This window comes from Nonomuraea sp. NPDC050153 (genome assembly GCF_044460125.1).
Classification (GTDB): Bacteria; Actinomycetota; Actinomycetes; order Streptosporangiales; family Streptosporangiaceae; genus Nonomuraea.
In genome coordinates this window covers 228,802-244,064 of sequence record NZ_JBITJQ010000014.1, presented here as the reverse complement: position 1 = coordinate 244,064, position 15,263 = coordinate 228,802, and the positions used below count along the sequence as shown (strand labels likewise).

Genomic DNA, 15,263 nt, shown 5'->3' with positions numbered 1-15,263 from the left:
GCGCAGATCAGCAGGCTTGAGGCATGACAGAGGCAGTGCGGTTGGACGCGGTGAGCAAGGTGTACGGCAGGGGCCGGAGCGCGGTGGCGGCCCTGCGCGAGGTGTCGATCGGCATCCCCCGCGGCACCTTCACCGCCGTCATGGGCCCCTCGGGCTCGGGCAAGAGCACGTTCCTGCACTGTGCGGCCGGGCTCGACGTCCCCAGCTCGGGATCGGTACGGCTGGGCGGCACCGATCTGGCGGGCATGGACGAGAACGCGCTGACCGAGCTCCGGCAGCAGCGCGTCGGCTTCGTGTTCCAGGCCTTCAACCTGGTCTCCGCGCTGACCGTGACGGAGAACATCACGTTGCCGCTCATGCTGGCCGGAGCCCGGATCGACCAGGGCTGGCTGCGGGAGGTCGTACGCAGGGTGGGCCTCGACGGCCGTGCCGGCCACCGCCCGGCCGAGCTCTCGGGCGGCCAGCAGCAGCGCGTGGCCATCGCCAGGGCGCTGGTGACCAGGCCGGAGGTGGTGTTCGGCGACGAGCCGACCGGCGCGCTGGACACGATGACGGCCCGCGACGTACTGACCCTCCTGCGGGAGGTGGTCTCCGGGCTCGGCCAGACCGTGGTGATGGTCACCCACGACCCGGTGGCCGCCTCGTACGCCGACACCGTGCTGTTCCTGGCCGACGGCCGGATCGTGGACTCGATGACGGCTCCCACCGCCGAGAAGGTGGCCGGGCGCATGACCGGGCTGGGGGCGTGGAACTGATGATCTCCTTCGCGTTGCGGATGCTCCGCCACCGCAAGGCCGGATTCGCCGGCGCGTTCGTGGCCCTGCTGTGCGCGGCGGCGCTGGTGACGGCGTGCGGGATGCTGCTGGAGACGGGCCTGCGCGGCGGGGTCGCGCCCGAGCGGTACGCCGGCGCCCCCGTGATCGTGGCGGGCGACCAGTATGTCCGGCAGTCCAAGGAGAGCGGCAAGGAGAAGGCCAAGCTCCTGTCCGAGCGCAGGTGGATCCCGGCCGCCCTGGCGCGGGACCTCGCCCGCGTGCCCGGCGTGACGAAGGTGGTCACCGAGGTGACCTTCCCCTACGCCGGGTTCACCGCCCACGGCTGGGAGTCGGCCGCGCTGACCCCGTTCACGCTCGCCGAGGGGCGCGCTCCCAGGGCCGCCGACGAGGTGGTCGTGGACGCCCGCCACGCCGGCCGGGCGGTCCCCGGCCACCGCGTGGTGGGGGTCACCGCGCAGGCGCTGCCCGGCCAGGACACGATCTTCTTCACCACCGCCGAGGCCCGCCGCCTGGCCGGACGCGACGGTCTGGTGACGGCGATCGGCGTCTGGCCCCGGGTCGGGATCGCCGTCAAGGGCGCCGTGGCCTACACCGGCGACGAGCGCGGCGCGATCGAGTTCCCCGGGGCGGAGAACGCCAGGGTCAAGCTGATCAGCCTGGGCGGCGCGCTCGGCGGCACCTCGCTGCTGGTGGCGATCCTCGTCGTGGTGGGCACGTTCGCCCTGTCCATGCAGCAGCGCCGGCGTGAGATCGCCCTGCTGCGGGCCGTCGGCGCCATGCCGCGGCAGGTCAGGCGGCTGGTCGGCGGCGAGGCCCTGCTCATCGGCGCGGTCGCCGGGGCGCTCGGCTCCGGGGCCGGGGTCCTGCTCGGGCTCTGGCTGCGCTCCAGGTTCGTCGACCTGGGCGCCATGCCCGCGAACCTGCGGCTGGTGGTCAGCCCGTTCCCTCCGGTCGTCGCGGTCGTGACCACGCTGGTGGCCGCGTGGGTGGCGGCGCGCGTCTCCGCCCGCCGTACCGCGCGGATCAGGCCGGTCGAGGCGCTGGGAGAGGCGGCGATGCCGGCCGCCGGGATCCCGCCGCTGCGGCTGGTCGCGGGCCTGCTCGCCCTCGCCGGCGGCGTGGCCCTGACGATCGTGCTGTCCGGCCTGAACACGGAGGCGGCCTCCAGCCCCGTCACCATGCTGACCGCGCTGGTGTGGACGATCGCGGTCGCCCTGCTCGGGCCGCTGGTCGCGCGGGCGGTGGCGGCGCTGCCGCTGCGCGCGCCCGGTGTGGCCGGCTACCTCGCGCGGAAGAGCCTGCGCGCCGGCACCGGCCGGCTGGCCTCGGTGATCGCGCCGTTGACCCTGATGACGGCGATGACCTGCACGATCCTGTTCGTGCAGACCACGATGGGACACGCCGCGCAGAACGAGCTGAGCGCGGGCGTCAGGGCCGACCACGTGCTCGGGCCCGGCTCCGCTGCCGCCGCCGCGCGCCGGGTACCCGGCGTGCGGGCCGTCACGGAGGTGCTGCGCACCTCGGTCAGGATCGATCTGGAGAAGTACGCCGTCCAGGCCGTCACGCCCGAGGGCCTGGACCGGACGATGGATCTGGGCGTGGTGGCGGGCTCGCTGGACGGGCTCGGCGACGCCTCGGCGGCGATCAGCCGCACCGCCGCCGAACGCCTGGACGCCGGCCTGGGGGACCGGCTCAGCCTGGTGCTCGGCGACGGCACCCCCGCCGAGGTGCGGGTCGTGGCGATCTACGCCCGCGGCCTCGGCTTCGGCGACCTGACCCTTTCCCGGGGGCTCGTCGCGGGCCACGTCGACGACCCGCGGGGCGCCGTCCTGGTCTCCGGCGGGGACCGCGAAGCGCTCCGGCGCACGCCCGGCGTGACGATGCTCGACGGGGCCGGGACGGCGCAGGTGGAAAACCCCAACGCGGCGGTCACGTACGTCGCCATGGGCCTGATCATCGCCTTCTGCGCGATCGCCGTGGTCAACACCCTGGCCATGTCCACCCTGGCCAGGTCCAGGGAGCTCGCCCTGCTGCGGGTGGTCGGCACGACACGGCGGCAGGCCGCGCGGATGCTGCGCGCGGAGACGCTGACGGCGACGATCGTCGCGGTGGCGCTCGGGACGGCGATCTCGCTGATCACGCTGGCCGCCTTCAGCACGGGGATGACGGGGTCGGCGCTGCCGTACGTGCCGCCGGCCACGTACCTCGGGGTGATCGCCGCCGTAACGGCCCTGGCGCTGGCGGCCACGGCCGTCCCGGGCAGGTTCGCGCTGGGCTCCCGCCCGGCGGACACGCTTGGAGCGCGCGAGTGAGGCGCGCCGGGCCGACTCCGTGATCGACACTCTGACGAGGCGGCCCGCCCCCGGGAACGGGGCGGGCCCGGTCTCGGTCACTTGCGATAGATGTGGATGTTCTTGATGTAGTTGTCGCTGCGCGCCGACATGCCCTCCCGGCCGTAGAGGCCGCACTTGAAGTAGTGGGTGGCGTCCCCGCGGTCGTTGAAGCTGATCCGGTACTGGCGGTTCACGAAGACGTGGATCTTGCCGATGCCGGTCTCGTGGACGACGTTGAGCCGGATGTACCTGTCGTACACCGGGGTGTAGATCTGGGTCGTGGAGTCGTAGTAGTTGATGCTGTCGGTGTTCATGGCCAGCGTCATGAACGCCGTCGCGGACGTCGCGCCGCCGAAGACCTGCATGACGCACATCCGATGGGCGCCCGCCCCGATCTTCATGTCGCACTCGAACTGCGCGTCGCCCGAGGTGTAGTCGTTGTGGTAGCGCAGCTCGCTGCGCGGGCCCGAGTCCTGGCCGGGGAAGCTGCTGGGGTCGGTGTCGTACACCCAGAAGTGGTGCTCGCCGGTGGCGGCGTCGTACGTGTGGCGGGTCCTGCCAGGCGGCTGGTGGACGGAGTAGCTGGGGGAGATCTCCGTCCAGCCGGAGCCGATGGGGCCCGCCAGGGCTGCGGCCTGGGCCGCCGGCGCGCCGCCGAGGAGCGGGACGGCGAGACCGGCCATCGTGCCGCCGAGCACCGCGCGACGGCTGGGTGCGTGATCCATGGATTCCTCCTAGATGTGGAGCCGGAGTACGGCGGAGTGGGCGTGGCCGCGGGTGCCGCCGACCGCGTAGGAGACCAGCCGCACCGATGTTGCGAAACCTTGCGAAACATCAATCTGCCGGAAACGTAGGCGAAACGTCCGATGTCGTCAAGAGCTCGGTCAAGACGGCAGACTTAGGGGGCGGGAGGATGTGGAACAGTGGAAGACATCACGGTGGAGCGGCGGAGCACGATGGCCGACATCGCGGCGCAGGCCGGGGTCTCGGTCTCGACCGTGTCGAAGGTGCTGCACGGGAGGTCGGATGTCTCCGCGAAGACCAGGGGCAAGGTCCAGCGGCTGCTCGGCCAGCACGGCTACACGCTGCCCGGCCGCTACGAGCGCCCCGGCGGCCTGATCGAGTTCGTCATCAACGAGCTCGACAACCCCTGGGCGGTGGAGCTGATCCGCGGCGCCGAGGAGGCGCTGCAGGCCGAGGGCATGGGCCTGGTCGTCTCGGCCGTGCACAAGCGGAGCAACCTGGCCCGCCAGTGGCTCGACGACCTCGCCATGCGCGGCTCGCTCGGCGCGATCCTGGTCATCTCCGAGCTCTCGGCCGACCAGGAGCGTGAGCTGCGGCGGCTGGGCATCCCGTTCGTGGTGGTGCAGCCGTCGGTGGACGAGGGCCCCGACGTCCCGTCGGTCGGCTCGACCAGCTGGAACGGCGGCTTCACCGCGACCAGGCACCTGATCGAGCTCGGCCACCGGCGGATCGCGATGATCACCGGCCCCGCCCACCGGCTGACCTCGCGGGCCCGGCTCGACGGCTACCGCGCCGCGCTCGACCAGGTGGGCATCGAGGTCGACCCCGCCCTGATCCGGCACGGCGACTACAGCCACGAGCCGGCCTACCACCACGCCCTCGAACTGCTGGACCTGCCCGACCGCCCCACGGCCGTCTTCGCGGGCAACGACATTCAGGCCCTGGCGACGTACCGGGCGGCCCGGATACACGGCCTGAGCGTGCCGGAGGACCTGAGCGTGGTCGGGTTCGACGACCTGTCCTTCGCCCAGTGGATCGCCCCCACGCTCACCACCGTGCGCCAGCCCCTGGCGAACATGGCGGGCATGGCCGCCCGCATGCTGATCCAGCTCATCAACGGCCAGGAGCCGGAGACGCCGCGGGTCGAGCTGGCGACCAGCCTGGTGGTCCGCGAGAGCACCGCGCCGCCGGGAGGCGGTCCCCGACCCGCCGGCGACGGGTGAGAAAAAAAGAGAAAACTCGACGTCTGGTTTGTCGATCCGGCTCGGGGGAGTTCGACGCGTTGGTGAAGACCTCGCAGGAAGGAAACGCCATGCAGAAGATCACCACGTTCCTCTGGTTCGACGGCCAGGCCGAGGAGGCCGCCGAGTTCTACATCTCGCTCTTCAAGGACTCGCGCGTCCTCGACGTCACGCCGGGGCCCGCAGGGACGGCCATGGTGGTGACGTTCGAGCTGGCCGGGCAGCGGTTCATCGCCCTGAACGGCGGCCCGGAGTTCAAGTTCACCGAGGCCGTCTCGCTCTACGTCGACTGCGACTCGCAGGAGGAGGTCGACGAGCTGTGGGCGAAGCTCACCGAGGGCGGCGAGGAGTCGCAGTGCGGCTGGCTGAAGGACAGGTACGGCCTGTCCTGGCAGATCATCCCGACCCGGCTCCAGGAGCTGCTCGGCGACCCCGATCCGGAGCGGGCGCAGCGGGCCATGAAGGCCATGCTGGGCATGCGGAAGATCGACGTCCGGGGCCTGGAGGACGCCGCCGACGGCTGAGGCGACGACGGGCGGGCCGCCCCGGCCCGCCCCCGCCGGTCGGGGAACGCCCTACCGGGCCAGCGGCTTCTCGTAGCAGCGGGTCAGCGGGGCGTCCACGTACTTCCCGTACGGCTCGATCGGCCGGTACCCGCACCGCTCGTACAGCGCGATGGCCTCGGGCTGCCGCAGCCCGGTCGCCAGCCGCAGCCGCCGGTAGCCCAGGTCCCAGGCCAGCCCCTCCAGCGCGGTCAGGATCGACGTGGCGACGCCGCGCCCGCGATGCTCGGGCATCACGAACATCCGCTTGAGCTCCCCGGTGAGGTCGTCCACGTGCTGCACGGCGCCGCAGCCGACGGCCCGGCCGTCCACCGACGCCACCAGGAACCGGGCGCCCTCCTTGACCTGCGAGCGTCCCTCGGGCCCGTAACGCGCCACCAGCTCCGCGAACGCCGCGTCGAGCAGCACGGCCAGCTCGTCGTCCGCGGCGGACCGCTCTTCGATCAGCATGCCGATATGTTAGAGATCGCCCCTTAGAGGCCGAGCACCTGGGCGGGCTCGGCGATGACCTGCTGGATGATCAGCCCCGCCGCGCCCAGCACGGCGGCGTCCGCGCCGATGCCCGAGACCACGAGGGCGGGCGGCGTGCCGCGCATGTTGCCCAGCCGCGCGCCCAGCCCCTCCGCCACCGGCCCTTCGAGCCACGGGAAGAGCGGCGCGTAGATCCCGCCCAGCACGATCCGGCCCGGGTCGAGCAGGTGCACGGCCGAGGTGAGCGCCACGCCGAGCGCGTGCCCGGCCCGCCCGCACGCCTCCAGCGCCCGGCGGTCCCCCGACTCCAGCCGCGTGACCAGCTCGGACACCGAGGGCAGCGCCCCGATCAGGGCGTCCTGGCCGGCGTACACCTCCAGGCAGCCCCGCCCGCCGCACCTGCACGCGGGCCCGTCGGGCACGACGACCACGTGGCCCAGCTCGCCCGCCAGCCCGAACGTCCCCCTGAACAGGGTGCCGCCCACCACGAGCCCGGCGCCGATGCCGATCTCGCCGGACACGTAGAGGAAGTCCGTCTCCCGGGAGCCGAACCACAGCTCGCCGAGCGCCGCCAGGTTCGCCTCGTTGTCGATGGCGAAGGGCAGGTCGACGAGGTCCGGCACGCGTACGTCCCGCCAGCCCAGATGCGGCGCGCTGCGCAGCACCTCGCCCTCGACCGTCCCGGGCACGGCCAGGGCCGCGCCGATGATCCGCAGCCCTTCCCGCTCGGCCTCGGCCGTCGTCTCCTTCACGAGGTCGCGCAGGCTCCCGAGGATGTCCACGGGGTCGGAGTTGCGGTTGTCGGCCGGCCGCGTACGGCGCAGCCGCACGGCCCGGGTGAGATCGACGACGCACGCGGCCAGGTAGTCGATGTTGATCTCCAGGCCCAGCGTGGCGACCCGGTGGCCGCTCAGGCTCACCGCCACGCCCGGCCGCCCCCGCTCGCCGCCCCGCACGGCCCCGCCCTCGGCCGCCACCCCCGCCTCGATCAGGTCGGACACCAGGCTGGACACGGTGGTCTTGGTGAGCCCCGTCATCTCGGCGAGCGCGGCCCGGGTGTGAGGTCCTGATCCGTGGATGGCGCCCAGGACTACGGCCAGGTTACGGGCGCGCATGGAATCATGCCGGACCCCTCTTGACGCCACCATGCCTGCCTCCTCAGGATTATGTACAGATTATGGACTAAACAGAGAGGCGCCCTCAAATGTCTGATTTCACCCCAACCCCGACCGACCAGTTCACCTTCGGCCTCTGGACGGTCGGCTGGCAGGCGCGCGACCCCTTCGGCGACGCCTCGCGGCCGCCGCTCGACCCGGTCGAGAGCGTCCACAGGCTGTCGGAGCTGGGCGCGTACGGCGTCACGTTCCACGACGACGACCTGCTCGCCGTCGAGCCCGACCGGGACAAGGCCATCGCCGCGTTCAGGAAGGCCCTGGACGAGACCGGCATGAAGGTGCCGATGGCCACCACGAACCTCTTCACCCACCCCGTCTTCAAGGACGGCGCGTTCACCAGCAACGACCGCGACGTCCGCCGGTACGCGCTGCGCAAGGTGATCAGGAACATCGACCTGGCCGCCTCGCTCGGCGCCAGGACGTACGTGTGCTGGGGCGGCCGCGAGGGCGCCGAGTCGGACTCGGCCAAGGACGTCAAGGCCGCGCTCGACCGTTACAAGGAGGGCCTGGACACGCTCTGCTCGTACGTACGCGAGCGCGGCTACGACCTCCGCTTCGCCATCGAGCCCAAGCCGAACGAGCCCCGGGGCGACATCCTCCTTCCCACGATCGGCCACGCCCTGGCGCTGATCAACGAGCTGGAGCACCCTGAGATGGTGGGCCTCAACCCCGAGGTCGGCCACGAGCAGATGGCCGGGCTCAACTTCGTGCACGGCATCGCCCAGGCGCTGTGGCACGGCAAGCTCTTCCACATCGACCTCAACGGCCAGCACGGGCCCAAGTACGACCAGGACCTGATCTTCGGCCACGGCGACCTCAAGAGCGCGTTCTTCCTGGTCGACCTGCTGGAGAACGACGGCTACGACGGCCCCCGCCACTTCGACTACAAGCCGCTGCGCACCGAGGACGCCCAGGACGTGTGGGACTCGGCGGCCGCGAACATGCGCACCTACCTGATCCTCAAGGAGAAGTCGCGGGCCTTCCGCGCCGACCCCGAGGTGCAGGAGGCCCTGCGCGCCTCCCGCGTGGACGAGCTCGCCCAGCCTACGCTGGCGCCGGGCGAGACCTGGGCCGACCTGGCCAAGGACGACTTCGACCCCGAGGCGGCCGCCGCCCGCGGCTTCCACTTCACCCGGCTCAACCAGCTCGCGCTGGAGCATCTCATGGGGGTACGCGGATGACGAAGCCCATCAGTGTCCAGCTCTACACCGTCAGGGACGCGCTGGCCGCCGACCGCGACACGGTGCTGAGCCGGATCGCGGAGATCGGCTACCGGGCCGTCGAGCCCTACGACCCCACGACCGACCCCAAGGGCTTCCGCGAGGTCGCGGACGACCTGGGGCTGACGGTGTCGAGCACGCACGCGTACGCGCTGCTCAGCAAGGAACCGGCGGAGGTCTTCGACGCCATCGCCACGGTCGGCACCGACCTGGTGATCATCCCCGGCGGCATCGCGCACGAGGAGTTCACCACGCGCGACGGCCTCTCGCGCACGGCCGACCTGCTGAACGGCCTGGCCGAGCAGGCCGCCAGGTACGGGATGCGGATCGGCTACCACAACCACTGGTGGGAGATCGAGCCCGAGATCGACGGCCGGCACGCCATCGAGGCGCTGGCCGACCTGCTCGCTCCCGAGGTGTTCCTGGAGATCGACACGTACTGGGCGGCGGTGGGCGGCGCGGACGTGCCCGCCCTGCTCGGCCGCCTCTCGGAGCGCACGCTGGCGCTGCACGTCAAGGACGGCCCGGTGGTGAAGGGCGAGCCGCACACCGCGGTGGGCCGGGGCGTCATGCCGGTGCCCGAGATCCTCGCCGCCGCCCCCGACGCCTGGCGCATCGTCGAGCTCGACGAGTGCGCGACCGACATCTTCGCCGCTCTCGCGGACAGCCACGCCTACCTCACCACCCTGGAGAGCTCTTGAGCAACGGCCCCATCGGCGTCGCCCTGGTCGGCGCCGGGAACATCAGTGGCCAATACCTCCGAAACCTCACCACCTTCCCCGACGTCCGCGTGCTGGGTCTGGCGGACATCGACACCGAGCGGGCCGCCGCGGTCGCCGCCGAGCACGGGGTGCCCGTGTCGGGGACCCTCGCCACCGTCCTGGCGGTGCCCGAGGTCGAGATCGTCGTCAACCTCACCGTCCCGTCCGCGCACGCGGCCGTCGCGCTGGAGTCGCTGCGCGCCGGCAAGCACGTGTACGGAGAGAAGCCGCTGGCCATGAGCGTGGACGAGGCCGCCAAGGTGATGGCCGAGGCCGCGAACCTGGGCCTGCGGGTCGGCGGCGCCCCCGACACGTTCCTGGGCGCCGGGCTCCAGTCGGCCGTGCACGCCCTGCGCTCCGGCCTCATCGGCGAGCCGGTCGCGGTCACGGCCGCCATCCAGAACCTGGGGCCGGAGTCCTGGCACCCCAACCCCGAGTTCTTCTACCAGCCGGGCGGCGGCCCGCTGTTCGACCTCGGCCCCTACTACCTGACCGCCCTGGTGTCCCTGCTCGGACCCGTCGCCCGGGTGGCGGCCGACACCCGCAAGGCACACGCGCAGCGCGTGGTCGGCTCGGGGCCGAAAGAGGGCAAGATCTTCCCGGTGGACGTCCCGACGCACGTCAACGCGCTGCTCGACTTCCCGGGGACGGCGACGGCGACGGCCACGTTCAGCTTCGACTCGCCGATCCCCCGCCGGACGATCGAGATCATCGGCACCGAGGGCGCGCTGTCGCTCCCCGACCCGAACACGTTCGAGGGCCCGCTGCTGGCCCGGGGACCGCGCGACCCGGACTGGCGCGAGCTGCCGGTGTCGGGCACCACTGCCGGGCGCGGCATCGGCGTGCTCGACCTGGCCAGGTCGCTCCGGGCGGGCACCGGGCACCGGGCGTCGGGGGAGCTGGCCTTCCACGTGCTGGAGCTCATGTGCGCCATCACGGAGTCGGGCGAACGCGCGGAGTTCCGCCCCATCGCCTCCACCATGACCGCTCCGGACCCGTTCCCCGCCGACTGGGACCCGCACGCGGCCACCCTTTGACGGACCCCCACCCGGCCGCCCCGGCGCCGGGTGGGCCACCCCCGGACGGCGACCCGGAGGGTTTGAACGGTAACGCGTTGGCTTGGGCGACAGCGAGGCGCAAGAATGGCGCGATGGCGGAAAGTGCCGAGACCGACTGGGTCTCCAGGTTCGCGGACGAGGTCATCACCGAGGCCGAGCGGCGCGCGCCCGGCAAACCGATCGTCTGTGCCTCGGGCCTGAGCCCGTCAGGCCCGATCCACCTCGGCAACCTGCGCGAGGTCATGACTCCCCACCTGGTCGCCGACGAGATCCGGCGGCGCGGCGTCGAGTGCGTGCACCTGCTGTCCTGGGACGACTACGACCGCTTCCGCCGGGTGCCCGCGGGCGTCGACCCGTCGTGGGCCGAGCACATCGGCAAGCCGCTCACGTCGGTGCCCGCCCCTCCCGGGAGCTCGCACGCCAACTGGGCCGAGCACTTCAAGGCGCCTATGATCCGGGCCCTGGAGGAGCTGGGCGTCGAATACCGCGGCATCAGCCAGACCGACCAGTACACGCGCGGCGCCTACCGCGAGCAGATCCTGCTGGCCGTGCGCGAGCGCGCGAGGATCGACGCCGTGCTCTCGCGCTACCGGTCGAAGCAGGTGGAGGAGTACTTCCCGTACAAGCCGTACTGCGACCTGTGCGAGCGCGACCTGACGACGGTCACCGCGTACGACGACGCGACCACCGAGCTGGCCTACACCTGCGAGTGCGGCTTCGGCGAGACCGTGCGCCTGGCCGAGCACGACCACGGCAAGCTCGTCTGGAAGGTCGACTGGCCGATGCGCTGGGCCTACGAGGGCGTGGTCTTCGAGCCGTCGGGGGTCGACCACCACTCGCCCGGCTCGGCGTGGATCGTCGGCGGCCAGATCGTGGGCGAGGTGTTCGGCGGCCGGCAGCCGATCGGCCCCATGTACGCGTTCGTCGGCATCACCGGCATGGCCAAGATGAGCAGCTCCAAGGGCGACGTGCCGACCCCCGCCGACGCTCTGGAGATCATGGAGGCGCCGGTGCTGCGCTGGCTGTACGCCCGCCGCAAGCCCGCCCAGTCCTTCAAGATCGCCTTCGACCAGGAGATCCAGCGGCTCTACGACGAGTGGGACGCCCTGGGCCGCAAGATCGCGGAGGGCCAGGGCCAGCCCGCCGAGCTGGCCGCGTACAGGAGGGCCGTGGGCACCGCGGCGGGACCGCTGCCCGCCACCCCGCACCCGGTCCCCTACCGGACGCTGGCCTCCATCGCCGACGTCACGACCGGCGACGCCGAGCAGACCCTGCGGATCCTGCACGACCTCGACGCGATCGAGAGCCTCGACGAGGCCCGCCCCCGCCTGGACCGGGCGCAGCGCTGGATCGACGGCCACGTGCCCGCCGACGAGCGCACGCGCGTGCGCGAGGAGCCGGACGAGGAACTGCTCGACTCGCTCGGCCACGCCGAGCGCGAGTCGCTGCGGCTGCTGTCCGACGGCCTGGACGACTGGTCGCTGGAGAGCCTCACCACGCTCGTGTACGGCGTGCCGAAGCTCCAGGCGGGCCTGCCGGCCGACGCCAAGGCGACGCCCGAGCTGAAGGCGGCGCAGCGGGCCTTCTTCGCCCTGCTCTACCGGCTGCTGGTCGGCCGCGACACCGGCCCCAGGCTGCCCACGCTGCTGCTGTCCGTGGGCGCCGACCGGGTGCGGAAGCTGGTCGGCGCGTGAACGGCGCCGTCCTGATCACCGGCATCTCGGCCGCCGGCAAGTCCACCGTGGCGCAGGCGCTGGCCGAGCGGCTGCCGCGCGCCGCCCACGTGCGCGGGGACACGTTCCGGCGCATGGTCGTGAGCGGCCGCGCCGAGATGACCCCCGACCTCGACGACGAGGCGCTCCGCCAGCTCCACCTGCGTCACCGGATAGCGGCGAACACCGCGGACCTGTATTTCGATGCCGGATTCACACCAATAGTCCAGGACGTTATTCTTGGCCCGGACTTGGAACGGTTTACGAAATTGATTCATACTCGTCCTCTTCATGTAATCGTCCTGGCTCCTGATCCGGATGAAGTCGATCGCCGCGAACGTGCCCGCCCCAAGGTCGGATACGGCGCCGACTGGACGATTGCCCAGCTGGACGAGTCGCTGCGGGCCGAGACCCCGCGCATTGGCCTATGGCTGGACACCACGCGCCAAACCCCCGAGGAGACCGTCGACGAGATCATCGCGAGGGCCGCGGAGGCGGAGGTCCGATAAAGAACGGACCAATGCAAGGCAGCGTCAAGTGACTTGCATGCGCGTGGAGTCACCTTGATTCCATGAACAAGCAGCCTTTCGCCACCAGCGTCAGCGTCATCGTCCCCGCGATGAACGAGGCCGAGAACCTTCCCCACGTCTTCGCGACGCTGCCCGACTGGATCGACGAGGTGATCCTGGTCGACGGCAACTCGACCGACGACACCATCGCCGTCGCGCGCAGGCTGCGCCCCGACCTCCGGGTCGTCGTGCAGAGCCGGCGCGGCAAGGGCAACGCGCTCATCGAGGGCTTCCAGGCCGCCCGCGGCGACATCATCGTCATGATCGACGCCGACGGCTCGACCGACGGCCGGGAGATCCAGTCCTTCGTCTCCACCCTCCTCAGCGGCGCCGACTTCGCCAAGGGCTCCAGGTACGCCCCTGGTGGCGGCTCGGACGACCTCAGCCCGATCCGCTCGCTCGGCAACAAGGTCCTCACCGGGATCACGAACCTCCTCTACGGCACCCACTACACGGACCTCTGCTACGGCTACAACGCCTTCTGGGCCCGCCACCTCGACTCCCTCGACCTCGACTGCGACGGCTTCGAGATCGAGACCCTGATGAACGTCCGCGCCGCCCAGGCCGGCCTCATCATCCACGAGGTCCCCAGCCACGAGCGCTCCCGCATCCACGGCGTGAGCAACCTGAACGCGGTGCGCGACGGCTGGCGCGTGCTCAAGACGATCATGCGGGAGCGTACGCGCGGATCCGCCGTGACGGCGCAGGCCCAAGTCGCCCTTGCGAAGTGACATCCTTGGACAATGCGCTACATAGTGATCGGGGCAGGAGCTGTCGGCGGAACCATCGGTGCCCGCCTCCACCAAGGCGGGCACGACGTTCTCCTCGTCGCGAGAGGCGCCCACTACGCGGCGCTCAAGCGTGACGGCCTGCGCCTGATCACCCCTGGAAACACCGAGACCCTCGACATCCCCGCCGCCGACGGCCCTGTCCCCGCGCGTGACGACGACGTGCTGATCCTGGCCACCAAGTCCCAGGACACCCTCTCCGCGCTGGCCGGCTGGCCGTCCGATCTGCCCGTGGTCTGCGCCCAGAACGGCGTGGCCAACGAGCGCATGGTCCTGCGGCGGTTCGACCGTGTTTACGGCATGTGCGTGTGGCTGCCCGCCCAGCACATGGAGCCCGGCGTCGTCGCCGCGTACGGTCACCCGAACTCGGGCCTGCTCCACGTCGGACGTTATCCCCAGGGTGTGGACGACCTCGCCGAGCGGATCGCCGGCGACATCGGCAAGCACGGGCTGGTGGGCGTGACCCAGCCCGACGTCATGCGCTGGAAGTACGGCAAGCTGATCAGCAACCTGGGCAACGCCGTGGAGGCCCTCCTGGGCCACGTTCCCGGCAGGGACAAGGTGGTCGAATCAGCCAGGGCCGAGGCCAGAGCCGTGCTCGACCGGGCCGGGATCGCGTACTCCACGCCCGAGGAAGAGGCGAGCCTGCGCGGCCACCAGGTGGACATCCTGCCCATCGAGGGCATCGTCCGCGGCGGCGGGTCGTCGTGGCAGAGCCTGGCCAGGAGCACCGGCTCGATCGAGGCCGACTACCTCAACGGCGAGATCGTGCTGCTCGGCCGCCTGCACGGCGTGCCCACCCCGGTCAACGAGGTGCTGCGGCGCGAGGCCAACAGGTTCGCGCAGGAGAAGCAGGCGCCCGGCTCGATGCCGCTGGAGACCCTGCTGGCCCTCATCGACGGGCGTTCCGCAGCCTGATCCCGCTGAACTCCAGCGTGCTGGCGATCACCTCGTCCCAGAACGGCCAAAGGCTCGGCAGCACCCTGAGCTGGATCCCCGCCTCCGCGTGCAGCTCGAACAGGTCGCCCACCCGCTCCGGCGGGCCGAGCGGCGTCACGGCGACCGTGGACACCACGGCGGACGGCGGGTCACCGATGGGCGCGAAGGCGTCGGCCGGCAGCCGGTAGGCGTACAGCCGGACCTCCCTGAGCGCCTTGAGCCAGCCGTACTCGATGGCGTGCACCCGCTCGCCGCACCCCGCGCCGACGATCCGGGCCGTGTCCTCCTCGGTGGTGCGCGGCCCGACCCAGGCCAGGGCGCGCGGGCAGGCGCGCGGGAACCAGTAGTCGGGGCTGCGGTCGTGATCGACCGCCCACACGTACGGCTCCCTCATGCTGGACGTCGGCGCCACGTGCGGGACGAACCGCTCGATCGTCGGGTCCTCGGAGAAGTGGAGCACCTGCCCCGGCTCAGGTCTCATGATTGCAATCATGGCGCATACCCCGCCTCCGTCAGGGCAGTGGAAACGGGCTCTTACGACAAGGGGTGAGTTGGATGGTTCTGCTTGGAGTGCTCTTGGTCCTCCTCGCCGGCGGCGCGGTGGCCCTCGTCCTGACTGAGGAGAGCGCCAGGTACATCCTGTTCGGGTACACCTTCGAGCCCGATCAGGTGGAGATGTTCCTCGTGGGCGCGGCCACCGCGGCCGTCCTGCTGGCGGGCATCTGGCTGATCGGCTCGGGCTCGCGCAGGTCCGCCAGGCGCCGCCGGCGGTTGCGCGGCGCCAGGGCCGAGGCCTCCAGCCGGGTGGCCCGGCTGGAGGACGAGAAGCGCGAGCTGGAGAAGCGCCTGGAACACAACCCCGAGCCGGGCGACCGCCTGGTCGCGCGCGGCTCGGAGGACACCAGGCCGTGAC

General features: G+C 71.7%; 16 protein-coding genes. 12 read left to right on the top strand and 4 right to left on the bottom strand.

The genetic code is table 11. From position 1 onward, the window contains the following. Positions 1–23 precede the first annotated feature (23 nt). Both ACIBQ1_RS31735 and ACIBQ1_RS31730 read left to right on the top strand, forming a co-directional pair. A complete protein-coding gene (locus ACIBQ1_RS31735; protein WP_397282966.1) occupies positions 24–755 on the top strand; it encodes an ABC transporter ATP-binding protein in 732 nt (243 codons plus the stop codon). After that, entirely contained in the window at positions 755–3,088 is a 2,334-nt protein-coding gene (locus tag ACIBQ1_RS31730) for an FtsX-like permease family protein (RefSeq protein ID WP_397283012.1), read from the top strand. The genes ACIBQ1_RS31735 and ACIBQ1_RS31730 overlap by 1 nt, the downstream gene beginning before the upstream one ends. A gap of 77 nt (positions 3,089–3,165) precedes the next feature. On the opposite strand, the gene ACIBQ1_RS31725 is transcribed toward ACIBQ1_RS31730, so the two are convergent. After that, the gene (locus ACIBQ1_RS31725) at positions 3,166–3,834 is read right to left on the bottom strand and encodes a polysaccharide lyase family 7 protein (RefSeq protein ID WP_397282965.1); all 669 of its coding nucleotides are present in this window, start codon (positions 3,832–3,834) and stop codon (positions 3,166–3,168) included. Between the two features lie 231 nt (positions 3,835–4,065). Here ACIBQ1_RS31725 and ACIBQ1_RS31720 point away from each other — a divergent pair, with 231 nt between their 5' ends. Next, positions 4,066–5,076 (top strand): LacI family DNA-binding transcriptional regulator, encoded by a 1,011-nt coding sequence (locus ACIBQ1_RS31720; RefSeq protein WP_397283011.1) that lies wholly within the window; start codon positions 4,066–4,068, stop codon positions 5,074–5,076. 89 nt (positions 5,077–5,165) lie between these two features. Then, positions 5,166–5,618 carry a VOC family protein gene (locus ACIBQ1_RS31715; protein ID WP_397282964.1) on the top strand — a complete coding sequence of 151 codons (453 nt, stop codon included), beginning with the start codon at positions 5,166–5,168 and terminating at the stop codon, positions 5,616–5,618. A 51-nt stretch (positions 5,619–5,669) separates the two neighbouring features. Here the strand turns inward: ACIBQ1_RS31715 and ACIBQ1_RS31710 are convergent, their stop codons facing one another. Then, on the bottom strand, positions 5,670–6,107 hold the full coding sequence (locus ACIBQ1_RS31710) for a GNAT family N-acetyltransferase (protein WP_397282963.1): 438 nt from the start codon (positions 6,105–6,107) through the stop codon (positions 5,670–5,672). A 23-nt stretch (positions 6,108–6,130) separates the two neighbouring features. Beyond that, positions 6,131–7,243 carry an ROK family protein gene (locus tag ACIBQ1_RS31705; protein ID WP_397282962.1) on the bottom strand — a complete coding sequence of 371 codons (1,113 nt, stop codon included), beginning with the start codon at positions 7,241–7,243 and terminating at the stop codon, positions 6,131–6,133. A gap of 89 nt (positions 7,244–7,332) precedes the next feature. On the opposite strand from ACIBQ1_RS31705, the gene xylA reads away from it, so the two are divergent. From xylA to ACIBQ1_RS31670, 7 genes are all read left to right on the top strand, one after another. Beyond that, a complete protein-coding gene (gene xylA, locus ACIBQ1_RS31700) occupies positions 7,333–8,484 on the top strand; it encodes a xylose isomerase (protein ID WP_397282961.1) in 1,152 nt (383 codons plus the stop codon). Next, positions 8,481–9,224: a sugar phosphate isomerase/epimerase family protein gene (locus ACIBQ1_RS31695; RefSeq protein WP_397282960.1), complete on the top strand. Its 744-nt coding sequence runs from the start codon at positions 8,481–8,483 to the stop codon at positions 9,222–9,224. Before xylA ends, ACIBQ1_RS31695 begins: the two co-directional genes overlap by 4 nt. After that, positions 9,221–10,321 (top strand): Gfo/Idh/MocA family protein, encoded by a 1,101-nt coding sequence (locus ACIBQ1_RS31690; protein ID WP_397282959.1) that lies wholly within the window; start codon positions 9,221–9,223, stop codon positions 10,319–10,321. Before ACIBQ1_RS31695 ends, ACIBQ1_RS31690 begins: the two co-directional genes overlap by 4 nt. Before the next feature lie 113 nt (positions 10,322–10,434). Next, complete coding sequence (gene lysS / locus ACIBQ1_RS31685) at positions 10,435–12,036, top strand: lysine--tRNA ligase (RefSeq protein ID WP_397282958.1); 1,602 nt, start codon at positions 10,435–10,437, stop codon at positions 12,034–12,036. After that, the gene (locus ACIBQ1_RS31680) at positions 12,033–12,563 is read left to right on the top strand and encodes an AAA family ATPase (RefSeq protein WP_397282957.1); all 531 of its coding nucleotides are present in this window, start codon (positions 12,033–12,035) and stop codon (positions 12,561–12,563) included. The genes lysS and ACIBQ1_RS31680 overlap by 4 nt, the downstream gene beginning before the upstream one ends. Positions 12,564–12,625: 62 nt before the next feature. Continuing rightward, the gene (locus ACIBQ1_RS31675; protein ID WP_397282956.1) at positions 12,626–13,354 is read left to right on the top strand and encodes a glycosyltransferase family 2 protein; all 729 of its coding nucleotides are present in this window, start codon (positions 12,626–12,628) and stop codon (positions 13,352–13,354) included. 12 nt (positions 13,355–13,366) lie between these two features. Next, positions 13,367–14,329, top strand: coding sequence for a ketopantoate reductase family protein (locus ACIBQ1_RS31670; protein ID WP_397282955.1), 963 nt, complete (start codon positions 13,367–13,369; stop codon positions 14,327–14,329). Here the strand turns inward: ACIBQ1_RS31670 and ACIBQ1_RS31665 are convergent. Beyond that, a complete protein-coding gene (locus ACIBQ1_RS31665; protein WP_397282954.1) occupies positions 14,304–14,831 on the bottom strand; it encodes a DUF6886 family protein in 528 nt (175 codons plus the stop codon). The two genes, ACIBQ1_RS31670 and ACIBQ1_RS31665, sit on opposite strands and share 26 nt — an antisense overlap. Before the next feature lie 74 nt (positions 14,832–14,905). Here ACIBQ1_RS31665 and ACIBQ1_RS31660 point away from each other — a divergent pair, with 74 nt between their 5' ends. Next, positions 14,906–15,262: a hypothetical protein gene (locus ACIBQ1_RS31660; protein WP_397282953.1), complete on the top strand. Its 357-nt coding sequence runs from the start codon at positions 14,906–14,908 to the stop codon at positions 15,260–15,262. Position 15,263: the final 1 nt, after the last annotated feature.

What these genes read in the sequence shown, in the direction of transcription:
- ACIBQ1_RS31735 (WP_397282966.1), top strand. Translation starts at nt 24, where the DNA reads ATGACAGAGGCAGTGCGGTTGGACGCGGTGAGCAAGGTGTACGGCAGG.
- ACIBQ1_RS31730 (WP_397283012.1), top strand. Translation starts at nt 755, where the DNA reads ATGATCTCCTTCGCGTTGCGGATGCTCCGCCACCGCAAGGCCGGATTC.
- ACIBQ1_RS31725 (WP_397282965.1), bottom strand. Translation starts at nt 3,834, where the DNA reads ATGGATCACGCACCCAGCCGTCGCGCGGTGCTCGGCGGCACGATGGCC.
- ACIBQ1_RS31720 (WP_397283011.1), top strand. Translation starts at nt 4,066, where the DNA reads ATGGCCGACATCGCGGCGCAGGCCGGGGTCTCGGTCTCGACCGTGTCG.
- ACIBQ1_RS31715 (WP_397282964.1), top strand. Translation starts at nt 5,166, where the DNA reads ATGCAGAAGATCACCACGTTCCTCTGGTTCGACGGCCAGGCCGAGGAG.
- ACIBQ1_RS31710 (WP_397282963.1), bottom strand. Translation starts at nt 6,107, where the DNA reads ATGCTGATCGAAGAGCGGTCCGCCGCGGACGACGAGCTGGCCGTGCTG.
- ACIBQ1_RS31705 (WP_397282962.1), bottom strand. Translation starts at nt 7,243, where the DNA reads ATGCGCGCCCGTAACCTGGCCGTAGTCCTGGGCGCCATCCACGGATCA.
- xylA (WP_397282961.1), top strand. Translation starts at nt 7,333, where the DNA reads ATGTCTGATTTCACCCCAACCCCGACCGACCAGTTCACCTTCGGCCTC.
- ACIBQ1_RS31695 (WP_397282960.1), top strand. Translation starts at nt 8,481, where the DNA reads ATGACGAAGCCCATCAGTGTCCAGCTCTACACCGTCAGGGACGCGCTG.
- lysS (WP_397282958.1), top strand. Translation starts at nt 10,435, where the DNA reads ATGGCGGAAAGTGCCGAGACCGACTGGGTCTCCAGGTTCGCGGACGAG.
- ACIBQ1_RS31675 (WP_397282956.1), top strand. Translation starts at nt 12,626, where the DNA reads ATGAACAAGCAGCCTTTCGCCACCAGCGTCAGCGTCATCGTCCCCGCG.
- ACIBQ1_RS31670 (WP_397282955.1), top strand. Translation starts at nt 13,367, where the DNA reads ATGCGCTACATAGTGATCGGGGCAGGAGCTGTCGGCGGAACCATCGGT.
- ACIBQ1_RS31665 (WP_397282954.1), bottom strand. Translation starts at nt 14,831, where the DNA reads ATGAGACCTGAGCCGGGGCAGGTGCTCCACTTCTCCGAGGACCCGACG.
- ACIBQ1_RS31660 (WP_397282953.1), top strand. Translation starts at nt 14,906, where the DNA reads ATGGTTCTGCTTGGAGTGCTCTTGGTCCTCCTCGCCGGCGGCGCGGTG.